This is a genomic window from Streptococcus sp. 2018037, from assembly GCF_019754195.1.
Classification (GTDB): Bacteria; Bacillota; Bacilli; order Lactobacillales; family Streptococcaceae; genus Streptococcus; species Streptococcus hashimotonensis.
This window is the reverse complement of sequence record NZ_JAIJZQ010000010.1, coordinates 45610-69266: the sequence shown is the minus strand read 5'-3', so window position 1 is coordinate 69266 and position 23657 is coordinate 45610. Positions and strand designations below refer to the sequence as shown.

The following is a 23657-nucleotide window of genomic DNA, read 5'->3' as shown; positions in this document are numbered from 1 at the left end:
AACTAGTTGCTCAAGAGACAACTCAATCATTCTATCATCTTCTACTGAACTTGTCAACACTTTTTCGAAACTTTTTTTCATTCCGCTACTGACTAGCCCCTCAAGAGACAACTCAATCATTCTATCATCTAGTTTGGTAATTGTCAACCGGTTTTTTGAAAATGATAAAACAGCTGCAAAAACTGCAACTGTTTATTATCTTTATTGACGTACCTCTAGAAGACCCAAATCTCCATCTTCACGTCTATACAATACATTTGTTGTACCGTCATTAGCATCTGTATAGATAAAGAAATCATGTCCGAGCAACTCCAATTGGAGGACTGCTTCTTCCATATCCATTGGTTTCAAGTCTACTTGCTTAGTACGAACCACTTTTACTTCCTCACCTGTTTGCTCAACAAGTTCATCTGTAAAGACTTGACCAGTTGCCACTTTTTGACGATGTTTTCGTTCAATCTTTGTTTTGTTACGACGAATTTGGCGTTCAATCTTATCTACTACAAGATCGATAGAGCCATACATTTCTTGTGAAATATCTTCTGCGCGAAGTGTAACTGCTCCAACTGGAATTGTTACTTCTACTTTTGCGCGCTTGTCACGGTAAACTTTTAGATTTACTTTAGCATTCAACTCTTGTTCTTCATTGAAATATTTCTCAATCTTAGCCACTTTCTCTTCTACATAGGTGCGAAGTGCATCTGTAACTTCAAGGTTTTCTCCACGAATACTGAATTTAATCATATTAGTACCTCTTTCTTGGCTTTCGCCTTTCTTCACTATTATTATACCACATTATAGGAATATTGCAACCGTTTTCTTATCGTGTTAGTGAAAATGTTTTGATTTCTTTCCTACCAATTTTCATGAAAAGTTCTACAGCAAGTTGGATTGTGGCTCCTGTTGTGTATATATCGTCGAATAATAATATTTTTTCTGGCACTTCTTTTTCATCTAATAGATAGAACATCTGTTTTGCTTCTAGTCTCTCTGCTCGATTTTTAGACGATTGTTTTTGGCTTTCATACTTTCCAAGAAGGGACTGATAGGGAATATTTGTAGCATCCAAAAGTCCTTCCACTTGATTAAACCCACGTTCTGATAGTCGTTTTTGACTAATTGGTATGGGAACAATTGTGTAGTCAGGAAATTGGCTTAACGCTATTCTAAGCTTTTTAGCAAAAATATTTCTTAAAACATAGTCTCCTTGAAATTTGTAGCGACTAAAATAATGTGCCATCGCTTGATTATATTGGTACAAAGCTGTGTGGACAACTAGTTTCCCTTGATTCTGCCAGTACTGACAATCCTTGCAACTTTCCGATTCTCCATTTTTATAACAATGTGGACAGTGTTGCTCTGCTATTTCCTCAAAAGTCGAAAAACATTCTTCACAGGTGCCCGATTTTTCTTTACTAAAGAAGATGAAATCTGAAAATCTTGTTTTATTTTTCATAGCTTGATCACACAATAGACAATTAGACATATCCAGCCTCCTTGTTCATCTGTTTAATTTCAGCGATTGCCTTTTCAATGGCTCCTGTACTTCCTTCATGATAAAACTGGAGTAACCCAGTCGGACGTTCCATACTCCTGCCGACCCGGCCCGCAATCTGAACAAGACTTGACGCTGTGTAGAGGTAATGATTGGCTTGAACAACAAAGACGTCTACACATGGGAAGGTTACCCCACGTTCAAGAATAGTAGTCGAGATTAATACTGTGATTTCTCTCTTACGAAACCCTTCAACTATTTCAAGGCGATTTTCTGTTTGACTGGATACAAAGCCAATTGTTTCTTCTGGGAATGTTTTTTTCATTATCTTGGTAAATTCTTGACCTTTGGAGATTTCTGGGACAAAAATGAGTAAGGGAAAGCCCGACTTTCTCTGTTCTTCAATCGCTTTTTTCAACTTTGGGACTAGTCTATTTTTCTTTAGGGTATCATCGAATTTACTAAACCAGACTTTTTGCGGGACAACAAGCGGATTGCCATGAAATCGCCTTGGCAAACTAAGACGGCTTAATTTGCCCGTTCTGACTTTTTTATCCAATTCATCTGTTGAAGTCGCCGTCAGAAAAACTTGAACACCGGCTTCCTTGACCGCATTGTCTGCTGCTCGATAGAGCATGGGATTATCTGCATAGGGAAAGGCGTCTACTTCATCAATCAAAACCAAATCAAAGGCCTGATAAAATTTTAATAACTGATGTGTGGTTGCTACAACTAATGGAGTTCGGAAATAGGGTTCAGACTCTCCATGTAGTAAACTAATTGGAATTGAAAAGTCATTTTGCAGACGTTTATAGAGTTCGATACAAACATCGATTCGAGGACTGGCTAGGCAAACCGCTCCGCCTTTATCAACCACTGAGGCAACGGTGTGGTAAATCATTTCTGTCTTACCTGCTCCTGTTACTGCATGAACCAATGTTGCACGATTATTTTCCACGTTTGCAACTAGTCCATCTGAAATTCTTTGTTGCCAATCAGTTAGTTGACCTTTCCACTTTAAACACTTAGTGATTGGAAAATCTTTCTGAGGAAAATGATAGAGTTTTTCGTCTGACCGTACTCTGCCTAGAAGCAAGCAGGCTCGACAATAATAAGCATCGTTTGGCAATTTGTTTTCTTCTTCAAAAGTTGTTCCACAGCGAAAGCAGTTATTCTTTTTTGTAATACTTGGCACTTTTTCTGCTATTTCTCTTTCTTTTGCTGTCAATTGGTATTTGGTAAATAATCTTCCATAATAATTTTCTAATTCTTTCATCGCTTATTTATTCGGAATTTCTTGTCAGTTTTTAAAAAAATTAGTACAATTTGGTTATGAAAGAATTTAAAACAATTAGAGAAGATGGTATTGTTGAAGAAGAAATTAAAAAGTCACGATTTATCTGCTTTATGAAACGAGTGACCAGCGAGGAGGAAGCTCGCGACTTTATCAACAAGATCAAGAAAGAACATTACAAGGCTACTCATAACTGCTCTGCTTTTGTCCTTGGAGAAAATATGGAAATCAAGCGTTCCTCAGATGATGGGGAGCCGTCTGGTACTGCTGGTGTGCCAATGCTGACGGTTTTAGAAAATCACGAACTGACCAATGTCGCAACGGTGGTTACCCGCTATTTTGGAGGTATCAAACTAGGGGCAGGCGGACTTATTCGTGCTTATGCTGGAGCAGTGGCTAATGCAGTCAAGGAGATCGGTGTTGTGGAAGTCAAGGAGCAGGAAGGTATTTCCATTAGTATGTCCTACGCCCAATACCAAGAGTTTGCCAATTGGCGAGCTGAGCAAGGTCTGGACGAATTTGATACCCAGTTTACTACTGAAGTTTCAACCATGATTTTTGTCGATAAAGAATTCCTTGAACAAACATTAGCAAGTCTTACTGACTTTTACCACGGAAAAGTATTCGCGGAAAAAGCTAACTCTCGAATCGTTGAGGTACCTGTCTATTAAAAAAAAGCTATCGGCGAGATAGTTTTTTTATATTATCCTTTTTTGACTTTCTACTATATAATGTATAATAACATTATTTGGAGGTGCCATATGGCTATTTATCAAAACATTACTCAATTAGTTGGAAAAACACCTGTTATTAAACTCAATAATATCGTTCCAGAGGGGGCAGCGGAAGTCTATGTGAAATTAGAGGCCTTTAACCCAGGATCTTCTGTAAAAGACCGTATCGCCTTGGCTATGATTGAAGATGCTGAAAAGGCTGGTGCCATCAAACCTGGAGATACTATTGTTGAGCCAACAAGTGGTAACACTGGTATCGGTCTTGCTTGGGTTGGAGCAGCAAAAGGTTATAAGGTGATTATCGTCATGCCTGAAACCATGAGTGTTGAGCGTCGTAAGATTATCCAAGCTTATGGAGCTGAACTTGTCTTGACTCCTGGTAGCGAAGGGATGAAGGGGGCTATCGCCAAAGCAAAAGAGATTGCTGAAGAAAAAAATGGCTGGGTTCCTTTCCAGTTTGCTAATCCATCCAATCCAAAAGTTCACGAAGATACAACAGGACAGGAAATTTTGGAAGACTTTGGAACAACTGGTTTAGATGCCTTTGTATCTGGCGTTGGTACTGGTGGTACCGTTTCAGGTGTTTCGCATGTTTTGAAGACAGCAAATCCAGATATTGCTATCTATGCTGTCGAAGCTGATGAATCAGCTGTCTTATCTGGTGAAGCACCTGGTCCACACAAGATTCAAGGTATTTCGGCAGGTTTTATTCCAGATACCTTGGACACTAGCGCCTACGATGGCATTATTCGTGTCAAATCCGATGATGCCTTAGCTACAGGTCGTGCTATCGGTGGAAAAGAAGGATTCTTAGTTGGTATTTCTTCAGGTGCAGCAATTCACGCTGCTATCGAAGTCGCTAAGGAGTTGGGAACTGGAAAAAAAGTGTTGGCAATCTTGCCTGATAACGGAGAACGTTACTTGTCAACAGCTCTTTACGAATTCAATGATTAAAAAGAAAGAAGGTTAGGAATACATCCTATACCTTCTTTTCTTTGTGTTCTTTGAGATAGCCTTTAGCTTCCTCAATCCATTTCGGAAGTTGTTTTGCTAAAGGGGAAAAACCAATTTTATTCCGTTCATTTGTAAAACGATGATGACGCGGAATTTTTTGTTGTTCTTCTTCTAAGGTCCGGATTGATAAACTAGCCTTTTCAGTATATTCATCAAAGTCAACTACCTGTACCAAAACCTCTTGCCCCAATTTTAAATGATCATAAATATTATCAACAAAACCTGTTTTGATTTCCGAGATATGGATTAGGCCCGTCGTCCCATTCTCTAATTGTACAAAGGCTCCATACGGCTGAATGCCCGTTACCGTCCCCTTGAGTTTATCTCCGATTTTCATCTTAATCCTCTATTTCGATGGTCTCAATTACAACATCTTCATGTGGACGATCTGCTGAATCTGTTGCAACCGCTGCGATAGCATCCAAGACGACGAAGGATTCTTCATCAACTAGATGACCAAACACTGTGTGGCGTTGGTCTAGATGTGGTGTTCCGCCATTTTTGACATAGGCTTCTGCAACTTCTTTAGGCCAACCGCCTCGTTCTAATTCTTTCGCATTGTATGGGAAGTTTTGGTTTTGAACGATAAAGAATTGGCTTCCATTTGTATTTGGTCCTGCATTGGCCATTGACAAGGCTCCTCTGAGATTAAAAGCTTCCATTGAAAATTCATCTTCAAACGCAGTACCATAAATAGATTCACCACCCATACCTGTTCCGGTTGGATCGCCACCTTGAATCATAAAGTCTTTGATAATACGATGGAAGATAATTCCGTCATAATAGCCATCTTTAGAAAGAGCTACGAAATTTGCTACCGTTTTGGGTGCAATTTCAGGGAAGAGTTTTACTGTTAACTTACCGTGGTTAGTCTTGATATGCGCAACTGGCCCTGTAACATTTTCCAAATCTAATTGCGGGAAATATTTTTCTTTTTCTACCATACCTAATTTCTCCAAGGCATCGAAAATGCCATCTTCTTCTACTTTTTTTGTGATATAATCTGCATGCTTTTGCAGTTCTGGATGCGAATGCCCCATAGCAATACTAATTCCTGCATAATCAAATAACTCAATATCGTTGAGTCCATCTCCGAACACTAGGACATTTTCAGGTTTCAGGCCTAGTTTTTCAACAACTTTAGCAACACCAGTTGCTTTGGAAGAGCCTTTTAGCACAATGTCCGATGAAATAGCATCCCAGCGAACACTACGCAATTCCGCTTGCAACTCTTCTGGAAGTTCTACTTCGTGACCATCTTTCTCAAAAGTTAACAATTGATAGATGTCATTTTCTTTATAAAAAGTTGGGTTTGTTTCCAAACCTTCATAAATCAAGTCAATTACTTGACTAATGCGGTCAGTTCGTGCAGAAAGTGTCCCTTTTTGACTACCAAGCATACCATATTCGATTCCAATTTCTTTAGCCCAATTTAATACAGATTCTACTAAATTTTGGGGTATTGGCTGATGGTACACTACCTGACCTTTGGCATCTTCTACGTAGGAGCCGTTAATCATAGCGAAAAAGTCTGGCTTTAAGGCCTTGATTTCTGGCACCAAACCATAAGGCGTTCGTCCTGACGCAATTCCTGTCAAAATTCCCTTTTCTTTCAGTGATTTGAAAACCTGCTGAATTGATTCAGGAATGTAGCCTGTATTCTTCACACGTAGCGTGTCGTCAATGTCAAAAAAGACTATTTTTATTTTTTTTGCCTTATATCTGAGTTTTGCATCCATATAATTCCACTATCCTTTGGTTGAAAATTAACTAATTTTCATTATACCACTATTGGTCCTCTTGCGCCACCAAACCATGCTGGAAAGCATAAACAACTGCTTGAGTACGGTCGCTCACAGCTAGTTTAGATAAGATATTGGAAACATGGGTTTTAACAGTTTTTAAGGAAATGAAGGACTCATCTGCAATTCGTTGATTATCATATCCCTTGGCTAACAGCGTCAAGATTTCACGTTCACGAGCTGTCAAGTCATCATGTAAATCTGGGTGGCGTTTATGGTGCTCTACTTTTTTCTCTACTTCTGTCTCAATAGCATATTCTCCAAGAGCTACCTTGCGGATGGCTGCTAAGATTTCGTCAGCACTTGACGTTTTCAACATATAGCCACGAGCTCCTGCTTCCAGCACAGGATAGATTTTTTCATTATCTAGGTAGGAGGTCAGGATGACAATCTGCGCTTGCGGCCATTCCTTCAGCAAGGCCAGGGTTGCTTCTACGCCAGTCATCTTGGGCATAACCAAGTCCATCACTACAACATCGGGTTTAACCTCTAATGCTTTAGCCAAACCTTCCTCGCCATCACTAGCTTCTGCAACTACTTCAACATCTGGCTGTAAATTTAAGTAACTTTTCAATCCTAGACGAACCATCTCATGGTCGTCAACCAGCATCACTCGAATCGTATTCATCTTCTTTTCCTTTCAATAGTGGGATACGAATATCGATCGCCACTCCCTTATTTGGGGCTGTGCGAATTTTTATCGTTCCAGCCATGTCTTCAACCCGCTCACGTATGTTTTGAAGACCGTAACTTAATTCATCATCTGCACCTTGTTGGAAGCCGATACCATCGTCTGTCATTTTCAACTGCAGTTCTGTTTCCTTCTGCAAGAGGTAAACATCCAAATGCTTGGCCTTGGCATGTCGCAAGGTATTACTGATAATTTCTTGCGCAATGCGGAAGAGATGTTCTTCAATTAGTTTCGGTAGCTCCTCTACTTCATGTTGAAAATGAACGATAATATTACTTTTGTCGCTAACTTCACGCAAAATCAGCTCAAATCCTTCAACCAAGGTTTTACTTTCAAGTTCACTTGGGCGTAGATGTAATAATAGGATGCGTAGGTCTCTTTGGGCAGACTCAATCATGTCTTTCACGAGCATCAGCTGTTCCTGCAAGGTTTCCTGCGGAAGAGTGGATAGATTGGACGATAATCCTGACAAAATCATGCTCGTTGCAAATAACTCTTGACTAACCGTATCATGCAAATCCCTGGCAATCCGTTTCCGTTCTCCCTCAACAATCTCTTCTTTCTTGACTAAATCTTGATTGTCAACCAGCTGCACCTGACGCGTGAGGTTTCTGACCTTATCAGACAACTGGAGCAAGAGTTGATCACTTTCGGTGTCTGTTCGAATACTTTTATTCTTCAAGATAGCTTGTAACTTCGTCCGCATAACCTGAGTGGAGGCTAGGCTGACAGTTTGTACCATTACAGCTAGAAAAAGAGTCAAAACAATAACTAGTAGAATGAGAGTAAACACGAGCTGCTCCGTTGAAATCCAGAGCGTAACATCTAGCAATGAATAATTTAAAAGTGGGAGGGTGGAAGCAATCACTACAAAAACAATAAGACAGGCAAACCAGGCGAGGAGTAGGTAGGTACGTTTTCTCATACGCGAACCACCTCCACATCTCCCAGGATATTGTTGGTAACGACTTTTACACGTTTGTGTGATTCTTGATAATCGGGACTATTGACCGCTATACTTTCATTCCGCAAATCCCAGTATGATTCACCCAGGAAACTTACTCGTCCATAGATACTAGTTGCTGACAGTGCAACCTCAACATCAATTGGAACAATAATTTTTGTCCGTCCAAACGTTTTACGAATTACAACAATATTATCTCTGCCAACTAATACAGTCTTATCCAAATCAACTACATCATTGCCAAACAAGCGTACAATGTTAATATCTTCAAAACCAAACCTATCTTGAGAGTGATCGTGGTTGCCAAACCATCTATTTTTCTCTTTTTGAACCTGTAGAGAATAGTCACTAAAAACAATGTGAGTATATTGGTTTCTCTTTTCATAACGTGAAAAGAAATTAATCAGCATGTACACGACTAGTAGCATAATCCCAATAATGAAGAAGGGATTTAAAACAAAGACCAAAAATAATAGAGATAAGGAGCTAACCAGTAAAACGCTATTAACTTTTCTTCCTAGGAAGTACCAAATGATGAGTAATAAGGCAGAGAAAAGTAGCAGGGTCCGACTGGCCTCATTGGCTACCACGTCAAAGGCTGCCATCGTAAAAATCATACTTTCTATTAGTAGAAAAAATTGAACTTTTCGCATCTTCTCCATCCTTTCTATACTATTGTAACAAAAAATAAGTAAAAGAACTCCATCCAAAGTAGGAAATATAGGACTTACTGATATATAGTTTTAGTTTACTTTTAGTTCAAAGCAAGTTGATGAAGTAATCAAAGAGAAACTAAAGAGCTATAAAACTAAATATTGTCTATACTATCAAATAATACTCAATGAAAATCAAAAGCAGCCTAGAAACGAAGTCGAAGATAGAACTGGAGTTCATCAAGGCAAGTTGACAACGGATAATTTTGATTTTCGAAGAGTATAAATGAGCTTTAATCTGATCTAGCATGACTTTTCCCCTTTTATTTTTAGTGTAACATAAAAAAACTAACCTACCACAAAATATGATAGGTTAGTTAACTTAATGACATTGGGCATCTACCCAACCTTATTCATCTTTATTGTCCGCTATCTGTTGAAGTACTTGTGCTTGTGGAACTTCCTGTTGAAGAATCGCTACTGGTTCTGGTTGATGCAACGGAGACATACAAGGTAACTGTTCCATCAATTGTTGCTCCAGCAGCAGGATATTGTCCAATGACAATATCACTTGTCGTTGAATAATAACTTCTATCTTCTTGTTTTTCAATATTTTCCGCATTGACACCCAAGGCTTGTAATTGACTACGCGCCTGTGAATAGGTGTAATTGCGAGATATTAAATCAGGCATAATCAACTCTTTTCCTTTTGAAATAACTAGATTGATGATAGAACCTTTTGCCAATTCTGTATTGGCAACGGGATCTGTACTGATAACCTGACCCGCAGTAACAGATGAGCTATATTCCTGAGTAATAGTTCCAACACTGAATCCTGCTGTCTGAAGAACTTGAGTAGCATTCTCCTGACTTTTTCCAACAACGTTTGGAACAACTTGTGGCGCCACTCCTTTGGAAACGTAAAGGGTAATTTTTGCCCCCTTCTCAGCAGAACTATTTGCTTCTGGATTTGTTTTGATGACGAGTCCTTGGGCAACTTTTTCGCTATATTCTTCTTTTATTGTCACTTGGAAACCAAGAGCCTCCAATTCCTGCCGTGCAGTATCAGACTCCTTATCCACCACATCTGGAATAGATGACAGCGCAGCCGTTGCTACTACAATATCAATCTTACTCCCTTGACGTCTGGTCGTCTTTGCAGCCGGAGAGGTTCGTATTACCAAGCCTTCATCTACAGTTGCGGTCGCTTCTTCTGTGATATTTCCGACTTCCAATCCTGCTACTTCAATCATTTCTGTAGCTTTTTCAACGGTTTGACCAGATACATCAGGAACGGTAACTGTTCGTGGAGTGTTGAAAAATATGAGTCCAGCCGCTATGACTGTTAACAAAATAGCCCCTATCAAGACTTTGTAGCGTGTACGCATACCTGACCTTGGTTTTGAAACAGGCTTATTTCCCGACTTCGCCACTTCTTTCTTACCAGACCCCTTATCCGTCGCAGAAGTTTGGGCAGAACTGTTTGTATGCGGTACTTTCGTTTCAACATTGGCCTGGGAGAGTTTTGGCAAGGTTTTTGTATCAACCTTGTTCCCTTCTAGTTCAACCCTAGGTTCATTCCGACGATCCATGGATAGGGCCGAAGCTAAATCTGCATACATTTCTGCAACCGACTTATAGCGCTCGTTTAATTTTTTAGCCGTTGCTTTTAGTACAACATTTTCTAAAGCCTGAGGTACGTTGGCATTCTCTTCTCTAACAGATGGGAGAGGTTTTTGGAAATGCTGAAGAGCGATCGTCACAGCACTGTCTCCATCATAGGGAATGCGACCCGTCAACATTTCAAAAAGGATGATTCCCATCGCATAAATGTCACTTTGAATGGTCGCTTTCGAACCACGCGCCTGCTCAGGTGAAAGATAGTGAACAGAACCCAACATGGAGTTGGTTTGTGTCAAACTCGTTTCAGCAAAGGCAACTGCAATACCAAAGTCTGTTACTTTAGCGACTCCATTGGAAGTCAAAAGGACGTTCTGAGGTTTCAAATCTCGATGGACAATTCCTCTCGTGTGCGCCATTCGCATAGCAAGGAGAATCTGTCCCATAATTCGCACCGCAACATCGTTGGAGAGTGGTGCATTTTCTTTTATATAACGTTTTAAATCGAGACCATTGACATATTCCATAGCCAGATACTGTTGACCATCTTCTTCGCCGATGTCCGAAATACGAACGATATTGGGATGGTCAAGTTCTGCCATGGCACGCGCTTCACGTTGAAAACGCTGGATAGCAATTTGATCTGTCTGATAGTTGGTCCGAAGAACTTTAACGGCAACCTCTTCTCCATCTAAAATCAAATCTCTTGCTAGGTAAACATCTGCCATACCGCCTCGACCAATTTGCCGAACGATTCGATACCGACCGGCAAAGATCTTACCGATTTGAATCATTACCTAGCCTCCTCCGTAATGTGAAGCAAACCTACTGTAATATTATCTAGACCGCCTGCATTATTGGCAAAACGTACAAGTGTTTCTACCTTGCTTTCAATTGAAACATCACTCAATACAATATCACGAATGTCCTCGGTTGGTACCATATTGGTTAAGCCATCGCTGTTAATAAGGACGTAATCTCCAACCTCAAGAGTTTTCAAAGCAATGTCTGGTTCAATTGGTTCGGCTTGTCCGATGGACTGCGTTACAATATTTTTTTGAGGATGACGCTGTGCTTCTTCTTCTGTGAGCTGACCAGCTCGAACAAGGGCACCTACCAGCGAATGGTCGTTGGTTAGACGTGTATATTCGCCATCTCTAATCAATCCAACTCGTGAATCTCCGACATGGGCATAGATCATTTGGTTGTCGATGACAACAACTGCTTCAAGCGTTGTTCCCATCCCCTTGTATTCTTCTGTCTGTCCAAGTTCATGAATCTTTTGGTTTTCAGCGTCAATGATTGCAACCATCCATTCACGGACATCATTTAAGGTCACTAATTGAGTATCAACCCAAGCAGCTCCCAAATCTGTTGCTGCCATTTCACTAGCAATATGGCCGGCACGGTGACCACCCATTCCATCAGCTAATACGACCAAATCAATCCCTGCACGGTTTTTGTAGCGATTGATATAGTCTTGGTTGTTCGAACGTTTCTGTCCTACATCAGTAAGTAATGCAATTTCCATAATTTTTATCGTTGCTAAGCAACTTCCTCCTCTTATTCTAGGATTTTCGTCTAAGTTGACCGATGAAAAATCCATCTGTCTTATACTGTTCAGGGGTTATCAACAAGCAGCCATCCACCATAATATCTGTTTGAGGGTGTTCTAGTGTCACCTGCTCAAAATTGGGATGGTTTTGCAGAAATTCTTGAATAACCTCTTGGTTTTCCTTAGCAATAATCGTACATGTGCTATAGGTTATTATACCACCAATTTTCAAGCTTTGGCAAACACTGTCCAGTATCTGCAACTGGATAGTCTTTAGAGAATCAAAGTCCATCGATACCTTGTTATAACGAATATCTGGCTTACGGCGGATAAGTCCAATACCTGAACAAGGAGCGTCTACCAATATCTTATCAAAGGTATCAGGGCCAAATGTTTCATGAACACGACTGGCGTCCAGACGTTTGGTCTCAATCTTATCTTCTAGACCTAAACGAAGTGCGTTTTCTTCAATCAGGTTTAGTTTATGATCATATAAATCCAACGCATAAACTTTTCCATCCGTAAGATAGCTTGCCATATGACAGGTCTTTCCACCCGGAGCTGCACAGGCATCCAAGATGATTTCATCTCCTTGAATATCCAAAGTCGGAGCTACCAATTGACTGGTTTCGTCTTGAATAGTGATAAGCCCTTCCTTGAAATAATCTGTCCCCGCAAAGTGTCCATGAGATTTAACCAACCCAACTGGTGATAACTGTGAGTGTTGGGCACCTAGCTCCTCTGCCAATCGCTCCACTTGTTGACCATCCGTCACGCGTACGCTGGCCTTATTTCGATCATGTAAGCTTTGGAAAATCTGCTCAGCACGTTCATCGCCATATTCTGCAATCAGGGTTTGGACCAACCAAACTGGCACAGAATACTGAACGGATAGACGTTTGTTCTTTCTTTTAATATCTGCTGGTTTCGGCAACGAATCCTGACTAAGCTTACGCAAAATAGCATTGACAAATTTGTCAGTTCCAGGCTTTCGCTTGGCAATATTAACTGCCTCATTGACAACTGCGTGGGGGGGCAATTTGTCCAAATATACCAACTGGTAGAGGCTCAACATGAGGAGATAGTAGACCCAAGTGTCCAATTTCTCTCTGTCTTCAATGAAATGGGCTAGGTACCATTCCAGTGTTATCTTCCGAGAAACTGTCCCATAGACCAACTCGGTCGCCAAGCCCTTGTCCTGTGTTGATAAACGAGAAGATTCTAGGGCCTTATTGAGTGCGATATTGGAATAAGCTCCTTGATCAAAGACTTGTTCCAATACAGATAAGGCTAGACTTCTTGCTGTTTCATGTTTATTGAACACCAAATTGATCTCCTACTGCAATATCTCGACCTGCACCATTTAAAAAGTCTGCAATGGTCATTTTTGGCTTACCTGCTGGCTGGACAGTTTTCAGAGAAAGGGCTCCCTGACCTGTCGCAATGACCAATTCTTTCTTGCTTCGAGCAATAACCCGACCAACTGGTCCTTCACCTTCTGCTTCTACAGCTTCTTGAATTTTAAACCGTTCCCCTTGCCAATAGGTGTGGGCAACGGGCCACGGGTACATACCTCGAATGTGATTAAATAGTTGACGAGCTGTCTCATTCCAATCCAGTACCTCTTCTTCTGGCTGGATATTTGGTGAGAAGGTTACCTGTTCTGGATTTTGAGCGACTGGTTTCAAGTCACCAGCAATATAGGCTGGTAAGGTTTTTAATAATAAATCCCGACCAACAACAGCCAACTTTTCAAACAAGGTGCCAACATTGTCACTTTCTTCAATAGCAATGCTATCGCTGGAAATCATGTCACCGGCATCCATTTCCTTGACCATTTCCATGATGGTTACGCCGGCACGTTCATCACCGTTAATCAAAGCGTAATGGATAGGAGCACCGCCACGGTATTTAGGAAGAAGAGAAGCGTGAACATTGACTGCAAAGTCAACTGAGTTCAATAATTTGGTTGGTAAGAATTGCCCAAAAGCTGCCGTCACAATCCCATCTGCTCCTAAATTCATCAGCTCGTCCATTTCTTGGCTTCCAGATAGCTTCTCTGGTTGAAAGACTGGTAAATTGTATTCCAAGGCTACTTCTTTCACAGGCGTCATTTGGATGACTTTTTTTCGTCCAACAGCTCGGTCTGGCTGGGTTACAACTGCTAGTATGTTATAATTTCCATCAGCTAAGAGCCCTCTTAAGACCGTCGCTGAAAACGCTGGTGTTCCCATAAAAATCAACTTTGTCATATTCGTGTTCTCATCTCCTTTTCATTTTCTGATTCATATCAATTATACTATCCCCTAATTATATCATTTTTGCTTATTTTTTCCTTAATTAAAGGTTTTTAAAACAAAAAATGCAAGGTCAATAGTGACCTCACATCATATTCTGCGGTTCATTGTCAATAATCAGCCGCAAATCTTGATTTTCTCTCTCCTGTGTCCAATCCAAAATCTGGTTCAAGACTTCTTCCAAACGGTCTTCATGCCGGTATTTCAAGATAATCTGGTAGTGGTAGAGATTATGGGTTCTGGCAATGGGCTTGGGCGTCGGTCCCAGGATTTGAATTGCATCTGTTAAGTGTTGACGGAGAAAGGCTACAGTTTCATAGGCTTTTTTCACGACAAATTCTTCTGACTTGTGCGAAAAGGTTAGACCAACCGTAAAATAGTAAGGTGGATAACCAAGATTTTTCCGAATGCCCATCTCATAACGATAGAAACCTTCATAATCCTGCTCTTTGGCAAAAACAATGGCATAATGATTTGGGTTGTAGGTCTGAATCAGGACCTCCCCTTCCTTATCAGCTCGACCGGCCCGACCAGCTACCTGAGTTAGCAACTGGAAGGTCCGCTCAGAAGACCGAAAATCAGGCAAATTCAGAGCCGTATCAGCATTGATCACCCCAACCAGCGTCACATTTGGAAAATCCAAGCCCTTGGCAATCATCTGGGTTCCCAGAAGAATATCCGCTTCACCTCGACCAAACCGTTCGAGCAAGTCCTCATGAGCACCTTTTTTCTTGGTAGTATCCACATCCATACGCAAAATTCTAGCTTCTGGTAAGAGCTCCTGCAATTCATCGTAGGCTTTTTGCGTACCCGTCCCATAATAACGAATGGACCGACTTTGGCAGTTTGGACAGGTTTGTGGAATTCCCTTTTGAAAACCGCAGTAGTGGCAATTCATCGTTTTTGTGTCCATGTGGAGCGTCAGGGAAATATCACAGTTGGGACACTGGTCAACACTCCCACAATCACGACACATGACAAAAGAAGAATAACCACGCCGATTCAACATAAGAACGACCTGTTCCTTACGAGCCAGCTTTTCTCTAATCTTTTCAATCAAGACAGGGGTAAAATTACTAGCCTCCTGTTGACCGATATAATCACGGAAATCCACAACTTCCACTTCTGGAATTCGAGCCAAGGGATTGGCCCTCTGATTAAGAGTCAGCCTTCCATAGACTCCTCGACTAGCTCGAGCCCGTGTTTCAAGACTTGGCGTAGCAGAACCCAAGACCAGAGTTGCCAGATTATAATCAGCCCGCAACTTTGCCACATCACGCGCATGGTAGCGTGGATTGCTGTCCTGCTTGTAGGTCGCCTCATGCTCCTCATCAATGATGATAACACCTAAGTTTGTCAATGGTGCAAAAATAGCCGAGCGAGCCCCGACAACTACTTGTGCATTTCCCGCCTCAATCTTCCGCCACTCGTCATACTTCTCACCGTCAGACAAGCCCGAATGCAAAATAGCAACCTGCTGACCAAAACGAGAAATAAAACGGTTGGTCATCTGTGGGGTCAAGGATATTTCAGGTACTAACATAATAGCTGTTTTCCCCATTTTTAAAACCCTATCAATAACCTGGAGATAGACTTCCGTCTTCCCAGAGCCAGTCACTCCTTGCAGTAGAAAGGTCTGACTTTCCTGACCGATAGAGGCCACAATCTCACGAACCGCAATCGCCTGCTCTGGATTCAAATCCAAGGCCTGTGTTTTTTCCACCTTATCAAAAACTCCCTGAGTCCGCGACACTTCCTCTTCCCAGACTTCTATATAGCCGTTTTCTTGGAAATAGCGGAGCGTATCAGCTGAATAGTCCGATTTTAGGTTCGAAAGGAGCTGGTCTTCAGAATGTTCCAGAAGAAATTCCCTTAACTGCTGCCGTTTCTTAGCCCGATTGCTGATGTCTGCTTCTCGTAATTTCTCCAGACAAACTCGGTACCATTTTTCCGTCTTGATTTGCTTCTTATCCTTGGCCACATAGTCTACCAAGATTTTTCCTGACTGGGCCAGACGCATGATTTTCCCTTGCTCTGTCACATCCAAGTCAGAAAAACGAATCTGCTCCTTATCACCGAACAGACTAAGTTGCTCTGCCATTTCCAAACCAAGCCCTGGACGGATTAATTTGTCATAGGTCGAATTGAGCAAGCTGGGTAGCATGGATTTTAAGAGACTAATTTTATAGGAGAAGACCGACTTCCTCATCTGGTCCGCCAACCAAAATTGCTCTTGATTGAGAACAGGACCATAGTCCAAAACCTCGGCAAGCTCTTTCAAGTCTTGTACCTTATTTTCGTCATCTTCATCAATCAAGTCAACTACAATCCCTTGAATCAGCCGATTTCCCTTACCAAAGGGTACATGGACGCGCACGCCAACCTTGAGCCCTTCTTCCAACTCAGCTGGAACTCGATAGGAATAAGCTTGATCTGTCTGCATCAAAGGGACGTCTACAATAATCTGTGCTAACATACCATCTCCATTTATTTTACCTTCTAATACCACGACTGATGCGAACAAGGTTCACTTTATGTATAACCTCCAACTATTAGTTGGAGCAAATATTAAAAGATAAGCTAAATGACCTACCTCCTTTCTGTCAAAACTTCCATCATTCCGAAAGTGAAAAGAAACCCGGATGGCAATCCCAACCGAGTCTTGTTTCTAAATCTTTTCGCCTTCTTCTTTTTCTTTAGCAATTTGAGCTTTGATTTTACGCTCTTCTTCTTCCGCCAAACGTTTAGCCTCTTCGGCACGGCGACGAACAGCCTCACGTTTCGCTTCTGGGTCTGGGTGGATAACTACATTACCTGATTCAATTTCTTCCAAGGCGCGTAGGGTGGATTTCACTGAGGTGAATTCTTGAGTTGGTTTGGCACCTGCTTCCAATTCATGGGCACGCTTAGCCTCAAGAATAACCAAAGAATACTTAGATGGTACCTTATCCAACAAGGTATCAATTGACGGCTTCAACATCATAATGCGATTCTCTCTTCTTTCTTTTATCGTTCTGCTATCTGTTCACGAATCATTTCATCGTAGCGACCAATCACTCGGTCTACACGGAAATGTTCTGCTTCGATAATACGCTTGACACGCTCAGCAGCCAACGGGACTTCATCGTTCACAACTGCATAATCATACTCACGCATCAAGGCGATCTCTTCCTTGGCACGTTCGATACGTTGAGCAATAATTTCCTCACTATCCGTTCCGCGACCAATCAAGCGATCTTGCAACTCCTCCAAGTCAGGTGGTGTCAAGAAAATGAACACCCCATCTGGAACCTTTTTCTTCACTTGGAGGGCACCCTGTACTTCAATTTCTAAAAAGACATCAATTCCCTTATCAAGAGTTTCATTGACATAGGTCAGAGGTGTTCCATAGTAATTTCCAACGTACTCTGCATATTCCAACATTTGACCCTGGCGAATCAAATCTTCAAATTCCTCACGACTACGGAAGAAATAGTCAACTCCATCAACTTCTCCCGGTCTCTGTGGACGTGTCGTCATGGATACAGAATATTCAAATTTATTATCAGAGCTTTCAAAAATTTCCTTTCGAACTGTTCCTTTTCCAACACCAGATGGGCCAGAAAAGACAATGAGTAAGCCTCGCTCTTTCATGATATCTCCTTTTAAATCTTTCATTCTAGTGTAACAAAATTTAGCATGAATTTCAACTGCTTTTAAATACGATTAGAATATTTTCTATTCCCAACCCTAAACGAACTTTGAGCCAGTAGAAAAAGAGCCCTTCGGACTCTTCTACATTTACTTAGCAACATCTGTTGCTCTTGTTTCACGAATAACTGTGATTTTGATATTTCCTGGATAATCCAGGTTATTTTCAATTTTCTCACGAACATCATGGGCCAAAATGGTAATCTGATCATCAGTGACCTTGTTAGGATGAACGATAATCCGAATTTCACGACCAGCCTGAATAGCATAGGATTGTTTAATCCCTTCAAAACTGTTGGCGATTTCTTCCAAGTCTTGCAGACGTTTGATGTAAGCTTCCATAGATTCACGACGCGAACCTGGACGAGCAGCGCTCAGAGCATCTGCCGCAGCCACAATGGCTGCGATAGTACTTGTCGCTTCTACATCGCCATGGTGACTAGCAATCGCATTGATAACAATTGGATTCTCTTTATATTTCTTAGCCAATTCTGTACCAATTTCAACGTGGCTTCCATCCACCTCACGGTCAATAGCTTTACCAACGTCATGTAGGAAACCAGCTCGACGTGCCAAATTCACATTCTCGCCCAATTCAGCAGCAAGTACACCTGCTAATTTAGCAACTTCGATTGAGTGGCGAAGAACATTTTGTCCATAAGAGGTACGGAAATGCAAACGTCCCATGATTTTAATCAAGTCTGGATGAAGGTTTGGTGCCCCAACTTCATAAGCAGCAGCTTCCCCATACTCACGAATACGGTTATCCATCTCTACACGGTGTTTCTCAACCAACTCCTCAATACGAGCTGGATGAATACGACCATCTTGAAGCAAGGTCTCCATGGTCATACGGGCAATCTCACGGCGAATCGGATCAAAACCTGATAGAACAACCACTTCCGGCGTATCATCAATGATAACATCGATACCTGTGAGACTTTCAAAGGTACGAATATTTCGACCCTCACGTCCAATAATCCGTCCCTTCATCGCATCATCCGGTAAATGAACCGATGTAATCGTCTGCTCAGCCACATATTCACCTGATATGCGTTGCATCGCTTGGGCTAACAAGTCCTTTGCCATCTTATCAGAACGTTCTTTTACTTCACGCTCTGCTTCCTTGATACGAGTCGCAATTTCATGCGTCAATTTATCACGTGTATCGGTAAGGATGATTTCCTTCGCCTCTTCTTGACTGAGGGCCGCCACTCGTTCTAACTCCAAAGCTTTTTGTTCTTCGAGTTTTACAACTTCTTGTTCACGCTCATCAATGTGCTTAGCTTTATCGGTCAGACTTTGTTCCTTTTGTTCCAAAGTCTTTTCCTTGTTGGTCAAATTATCGTCTTTGCGGTCCAAGCTGGTTGCCCGCTCTGTCAAGCGTGATTCGATTTGCTTCAACTCTTGACGTTCTGACTTAAATTCTTCTGCAATTTCTTCTCGGTACTTACGAGCTTCTTCCTTAGCTTCCAAGAGTAATTCTTTTTTCAAGGTCTGGCGATCGCGCTCAGCTGTTTTTAGAATAACCTCAGCTTGCTCTTCTGCTCGACCACGAACATTACTAGCTTCTTGTTCTGCGTTTAAAAGTGTCAATTCTGCAGTTTCTTTTGCAGATTTCATCTTCAAAGAAATGGCAAAGTAACCTAATACTAAACCAATGAGAGCAGAAACAAGTGTCACTACTACTGTAATGATATCCATATTTCTACCTCTTTTTTTATAATTCGATTTTCACAAAATCTGTATCTATTTTATCATATTTGAAACGATTTCACAATTCCAAATTGTCAAATATGGTATAATAAATTCATCACTTATTTGGAGGAAACCATGAAAAAAGAAGTCACTGTCGAAAGCTTCAAGCTAGACCACACTATTGTAAAAGCACCTTACATCCGCTTAATTTCTGAAGAAGTCGGACCCAAAGGAGACATTATTACAAACTTTGATATTCGCCTTATCCAACCCAACGAAAATGCAATGGATACAGCTGGTCTACATACCATCGAGCATCTATTAGCTAAACTAATTCGCCAGCGCATCGATGGACTAATCGACTGTTCTCCTTTCGGGTGTCGGACAGGTTTCCACATGATTATATGGGGAAAACAAGACTCTGAAAAGATTGCTCAAGTCATCAAGTCGAGTTTGGAAGAAATTGCAGAAGGTATCACTTGGGAGGATGTTCCTGGGACAACCATTGAATCATGCGGTAACTACAAAGACCACAGCCTTCATTCAGCTAAAGAATGGGCCAAACTAATCCTTTCTCAAGGAATCTCTACCGATGCCTTTGAAAGAAAACCAATCTAACAAAAAAAGCGGATAAACCGCTCAGAACGTAGACAAACTCCTAAAAATATAAAAAATTGAAGAAGTTTGCGAAAGACAGCAAGTCATAACCACCCGTGAAAACGGGTGGCTTGTACACCGGCTATAAGCCGTTTCTCTCCAGCGACGTCTAAAGACGTTCGCTGAACTTCGTTCAGGTTAGTGCTATAATTACTTGACTAATGCCCGTAACAACGGGCTTTTATCTCGTTCTAAAACTGCCATCTGAAAATGGATCTTCATACTCTTTGACACTCAATTTATCAAGTGCAATGTCATTTTTCTCCTGCTCGCGAATATATTTCGCAACTGTCTTTTCATTCAATCCAACGGTACTAACATAGTAGCCTCTAGCCCAAAACTTTCGATTTCCATACTTATATTTTAAATTGGCATGTTTATCAAATATCATTAGAACACTTTTGCTTTTCAAATATCCCATAAAATCGGAAATCGAAAGTTTCGGAGGTATCAAGACAAGCATATGAACATGGTCTGGCATCATGTGTCCCTCAATGATTTCCACGCCTTTATATCGACATAGATGACGGAAAATATCAATTAAGTCCTGTCTAATTTTGTAGTAAATGGATTTTCTACGGTACTTAGGCGTGAAAACTATGTGATATTTGCACATCCATTTGGTATGTGATAAACTGTAACTGGTTTTAGCCATTTCTTTTTCCTCCTTTATCTAACCTGAACAATTAGATTATATCAGGAAAAAGAAATGGAAGCTCAAAGCCTTGTCAGCCACCAGCATAGCTGGTGGTTTTCTTGTTTTTCTCTACGAGAAAAACTGGCTCGAAGCCATAAAAAAGATTGAAGAAAATTGTCCAAAATGGACTTTTTCTTCAATCTGAAGTGGCTAAACCGCTTTTTTGTTTAATAATCCAAGGCATCAGAATGACCAGCACCATTGCCGACAAAGTAGCCTGTCTTACAATTTATAGAGAACAAGTAGGTCCCATCTGGTTTAAACATATTGTAGTAGCCATTGCCGTTGATAATATTGACTTTTTCCAAGATATATTGATTGCCTGTTATATACCCACGTTGTTGCGAGATAGTCACAATATTTTCAAGAATACCTGGATTGAAATTCCATGCTTCATTGTTTACATCATCAATCATTGCTTGATTATAAGGAACACGACTGCGGTCACGTTGCAAGACGACACCAGCTGGCACGGCAATACCAAAGTCGGTTGTTGAGCCTGAAACCGTTGTTGAAGCGACTTCTGTTGTCGCTGGTACACCAGTAGATACAGTTTGGTTGCTTGTGACTGCAGCCTCACTTGCTACCGTAGCCGAAGCGACTTCCTGTTGCGAACGACCAAAATTCACGACCGATGCCAATAGACTGTCAACCGCACTAATCCCTGTCGTTGTCGCAGAAAGAGATTCTCCTGATTTAACCGTCGCCGTTGTATCAATTTCACCATTAACAACGACTTCTTTATCAAACTGACCATTAATGGCCTGAATGGCTGCAATGGCTTTTTCAAGATGATCATACTGTTCTTTAGCTTTGGTATAACTGTCCGAATTCTTATCCAATTTTTCCAACAGCACTTTCAGTTCTGCTAATTTACCAAACTCTGAATTTTTTAGCTTAGTCAAACTACTATCCGTAAAGAAACTATTATAGAGCTGTTCAAAAGCGGTCACATTCGCATCTGTCGAACTTGATGCTGTCGATGACGTCTGGCTTGTACTTGTTGAACTTGAAGAAGTCGCAGTATTCAATTTGTTAACCGAATTCATCCAAACCAGCGCCGTCGCCATTACACCAATCATTGAAAGCCCTACTGCTGACCAGAAGTAAAATTTCTTTTTCTGGTCCCTATCTGCGCCCTCACTATGGTCCAAGTCTTCGGCTTCATCTTCTTCCAATTCTAAACTAGAATCATCTGCTACTGAAGATAACCCCTCCATTGCTACAGTACTTGCAATCACTGTTTCTTCCAAGGTTTCCATCGGAGTTACCGAAAGTTCTTCTACAATAGGAGCAATCTCCTCACTAACTTCCGTAAGAGAAGACTCATTTGCTTCTACCTCTTCCGCGCTTTCATGTCCTTGATTTTTTTCCTCATCAGCCACCTCAACTAAAGGAAGATGATTGATTTTGGTTTCAAATTTTTGAGATTCAATTTCTGCGCGATGTTGCTTGATATAACGATCCAAGAGACCATCATCTTCTGTCACCCCCGCTTCAATTTCCTTATGTTTTTTGACTGCTTCTTCGATTGTTAAATCTTTCGCCACTTCAAAATCTAAAACTTTCTCCTCATCCAAAGGAAGATGATGACTATTTTTTTCTCCCACGATGTCCTCCTATCCTTGCACTTCTTGCACTTGACGTTTCACTCGTTGGCCAAAAAATTGATAAAGATCCACTTTTAGGGTACCATTATACAGTTTGCGCTTCTTATCCGCTTGCTGTCCAAAACGGGTTTCAAACAACTCATCACTAGTTAGAATAAACTTAGACCATGTTTTGAGTGGTTCAAAAGTCTGCCCCATTTCTCGATACAGGGTAACAATGGCTTCATCATCCAACAAACGTTCTCCGTAAGGTGGATTAGAAATAATGACACCATTAATTTTATCTGTACGCAAGTCTTGCACACGCATTTGCTTGAAAACAATATCCTGCTCAACTCCTGCCGCAAATGCATTCTTCTTCGCAATTTCAATCATACGAGCATCAATATCTGATCCAGCAATATCTAATACCAAATCTGCCTTGATAGAAGCTTGTGCTTCTTTGCGTAATGCAGCCACCAATTGTTCCTCAACCCACGGCCATTCCTCAAATGCAAAACTTCTCTTCAAACCTGGAGCTATATTTTTAGCCAACATAGCTGCCTCAATACAGAAAGTTCCCGATCCGCAAGTAGGGTCAATAAGCGGTTTATCTGGATACCAATTCGATAATTGCAAAATAGCAGCTGCCATATTTTCTTTGATTGGAGCGCCACCTTTTTCCACCCGATAACCACGTTTGAACAAACTAGAACCTGTCGTATCAATCATGACTGTCGCCACATCTTTCAAAATCGACACTTCAATTTTAAACTCTGCCCCCACCTCTTGCAAGGGAACCCCTTCGGGACGAGAGAAGTGTTTCTGCAGTTTCTTAACAACTGCTTTCTTAGAAATAGCCTGCACACTTGGTTCATTATGCAATTTCGATTTGACACATTTGGCCTTGGAAATAGGGAACTTGCAGCCTAGAGGCAAGTAATTTTCCCAGTCCAAGTTAAAAACTCCTTGGAACAACTCTTCAAAAGTCTTTGCTGGAAATTGTCCAACAATGATTTTAATTCTATCTGCTGAACGCAGCCAGATATTGGTCTCGATAATGGATTTTACATCTCCTTGGAATCGAACACGGCCATTTTCCACTTGACATTCATAGCCGAGATTACGAATTTCTCGACCCACAACAGCTTCCAGACCTGCTGCTACCGTTGCAATCAACTCAAATTGTTTTTTCATTTTTTTTCCT

22 protein-coding genes are annotated in these 23657 nt (G+C 41.1%); 3 read left to right on the top strand and 19 right to left on the bottom strand.

Annotated elements, in window-relative coordinates:
* Nucleotides 1–201: 201 nt before the first annotated feature.
* The 3 genes from hpf to K5Q29_RS05525 form a co-directional block, all read right to left on the bottom strand.
* On the bottom strand, nt 202–744 hold the full coding sequence (hpf, locus tag K5Q29_RS05535; protein WP_014637536.1) for a ribosome hibernation-promoting factor, HPF/YfiA family: 543 nt from the start codon (nt 742–744) through the stop codon (nt 202–204).
* A 76-nt stretch (nt 745–820) separates the two neighbouring features.
* Nucleotides 821–1486, bottom strand: a complete 666-nt coding sequence (locus K5Q29_RS05530) for a ComF family protein (RefSeq protein ID WP_105139144.1) — start codon at nt 1484–1486, stop codon at nt 821–823.
* Entirely contained in the window at nt 1479–2771 is a 1293-nt protein-coding gene (locus K5Q29_RS05525) for a DEAD/DEAH box helicase (protein ID WP_105139143.1), read from the bottom strand. Before K5Q29_RS05525 ends, K5Q29_RS05530 begins: the two co-directional genes overlap by 8 nt.
* A 56-nt stretch (nt 2772–2827) precedes the next feature.
* Between K5Q29_RS05525 and K5Q29_RS05520 the strand changes: the two genes are divergently transcribed.
* Together K5Q29_RS05520 and cysK are read left to right on the top strand one after the other, a co-directional pair.
* Complete coding sequence (locus K5Q29_RS05520; protein ID WP_172030320.1) at nt 2828–3460, top strand: YigZ family protein; 633 nt, start codon at nt 2828–2830, stop codon at nt 3458–3460.
* Nucleotides 3461–3550: 90 nt separating this feature from the next.
* Complete coding sequence (gene cysK / locus K5Q29_RS05515) at nt 3551–4477, top strand: cysteine synthase A (protein WP_105139141.1); 927 nt, start codon at nt 3551–3553, stop codon at nt 4475–4477.
* A 25-nt stretch (nt 4478–4502) separates the two neighbouring features.
* Here cysK and K5Q29_RS05510 read toward each other — a convergent pair whose 3' ends face one another.
* From K5Q29_RS05510 to K5Q29_RS05450, 13 genes are all read right to left on the bottom strand, one after another.
* Nucleotides 4503–4874: a S1 RNA-binding domain-containing protein gene (locus K5Q29_RS05510; protein ID WP_002937017.1), complete on the bottom strand. Its 372-nt coding sequence runs from the start codon at nt 4872–4874 to the stop codon at nt 4503–4505.
* Between the two features lies 1 nt (nt 4875).
* The gene (locus K5Q29_RS05505; RefSeq protein WP_105139140.1) at nt 4876–6276 is read right to left on the bottom strand and encodes a bifunctional Cof-type HAD-IIB family hydrolase/peptidylprolyl isomerase; all 1401 of its coding nucleotides are present in this window, start codon (nt 6274–6276) and stop codon (nt 4876–4878) included.
* A gap of 49 nt (nt 6277–6325) precedes the next feature.
* Entirely contained in the window at nt 6326–6967 is a 642-nt protein-coding gene (locus tag K5Q29_RS05500) for a response regulator transcription factor (RefSeq protein ID WP_002937025.1), read from the bottom strand.
* A complete protein-coding gene (locus K5Q29_RS05495) occupies nt 6939–7955 on the bottom strand; it encodes a sensor histidine kinase (protein WP_002937028.1) in 1017 nt (338 codons plus the stop codon). Before K5Q29_RS05495 ends, K5Q29_RS05500 begins: the two co-directional genes overlap by 29 nt.
* Nucleotides 7952–8611, bottom strand: a complete 660-nt coding sequence (gene liaF, locus K5Q29_RS05490; protein ID WP_226317727.1) for a cell wall-active antibiotics response protein LiaF — start codon at nt 8609–8611, stop codon at nt 7952–7954. The genes K5Q29_RS05495 and liaF overlap by 4 nt, the downstream gene beginning before the upstream one ends.
* Nucleotides 8612–9066: 455 nt before the next feature.
* Nucleotides 9067–11061 (bottom strand): Stk1 family PASTA domain-containing Ser/Thr kinase, encoded by a 1995-nt coding sequence (gene pknB / locus K5Q29_RS05485; RefSeq protein WP_105139139.1) that lies wholly within the window; start codon nt 11059–11061, stop codon nt 9067–9069.
* Nucleotides 11061–11798, bottom strand: a complete 738-nt coding sequence (locus tag K5Q29_RS05480; RefSeq protein WP_004194145.1) for a Stp1/IreP family PP2C-type Ser/Thr phosphatase — start codon at nt 11796–11798, stop codon at nt 11061–11063. The genes pknB and K5Q29_RS05480 overlap by 1 nt, the downstream gene beginning before the upstream one ends.
* Before the next feature lie 37 nt (nt 11799–11835).
* Nucleotides 11836–13149 (bottom strand): 16S rRNA (cytosine(967)-C(5))-methyltransferase RsmB, encoded by a 1314-nt coding sequence (gene rsmB / locus K5Q29_RS05475; protein WP_105139138.1) that lies wholly within the window; start codon nt 13147–13149, stop codon nt 11836–11838.
* Entirely contained in the window at nt 13136–14074 is a 939-nt protein-coding gene (gene fmt / locus K5Q29_RS05470) for a methionyl-tRNA formyltransferase (RefSeq protein WP_105139137.1), read from the bottom strand. Before fmt ends, rsmB begins: the two co-directional genes overlap by 14 nt.
* 130 nt (nt 14075–14204) lie before the next feature.
* On the bottom strand, nt 14205–16595 hold the full coding sequence (locus K5Q29_RS05465; protein WP_105139136.1) for a primosomal protein N': 2391 nt from the start codon (nt 16593–16595) through the stop codon (nt 14205–14207).
* 192 nt (nt 16596–16787) lie between these two features.
* Nucleotides 16788–17102: a DNA-directed RNA polymerase subunit omega gene (rpoZ, locus tag K5Q29_RS05460; RefSeq protein WP_004194153.1), complete on the bottom strand. Its 315-nt coding sequence runs from the start codon at nt 17100–17102 to the stop codon at nt 16788–16790.
* Between the two features lie 23 nt (nt 17103–17125).
* A complete protein-coding gene (gmk, locus tag K5Q29_RS05455; protein WP_024384084.1) occupies nt 17126–17752 on the bottom strand; it encodes a guanylate kinase in 627 nt (208 codons plus the stop codon).
* A gap of 147 nt (nt 17753–17899) precedes the next feature.
* Nucleotides 17900–19513: a ribonuclease Y gene (locus K5Q29_RS05450; protein WP_105139135.1), complete on the bottom strand. Its 1614-nt coding sequence runs from the start codon at nt 19511–19513 to the stop codon at nt 17900–17902.
* Between the two features lie 129 nt (nt 19514–19642).
* On the opposite strand from K5Q29_RS05450, the gene K5Q29_RS05445 reads away from it, so the two are divergent.
* Nucleotides 19643–20125, top strand: a complete 483-nt coding sequence (locus K5Q29_RS05445; protein ID WP_105139134.1) for an S-ribosylhomocysteine lyase — start codon at nt 19643–19645, stop codon at nt 20123–20125.
* A gap of 220 nt (nt 20126–20345) precedes the next feature.
* Here K5Q29_RS05445 and tnpA read toward each other — a convergent pair whose 3' ends face one another.
* From tnpA to K5Q29_RS05430, 3 genes are all read right to left on the bottom strand, one after another.
* Nucleotides 20346–20819, bottom strand: a complete 474-nt coding sequence (tnpA, locus tag K5Q29_RS05440) for an IS200/IS605 family transposase (RefSeq protein ID WP_105139133.1) — start codon at nt 20817–20819, stop codon at nt 20346–20348.
* A gap of 209 nt (nt 20820–21028) precedes the next feature.
* Nucleotides 21029–22471 (bottom strand): cell division site-positioning protein MapZ family protein, encoded by a 1443-nt coding sequence (locus K5Q29_RS05435; RefSeq protein WP_105139132.1) that lies wholly within the window; start codon nt 22469–22471, stop codon nt 21029–21031.
* Nucleotides 22472–22480: 9 nt separating this feature from the next.
* Entirely contained in the window at nt 22481–23647 is a 1167-nt protein-coding gene (locus tag K5Q29_RS05430; RefSeq protein WP_105139131.1) for a class I SAM-dependent RNA methyltransferase, read from the bottom strand.
* Nucleotides 23648–23657 lie beyond the last annotated feature (10 nt).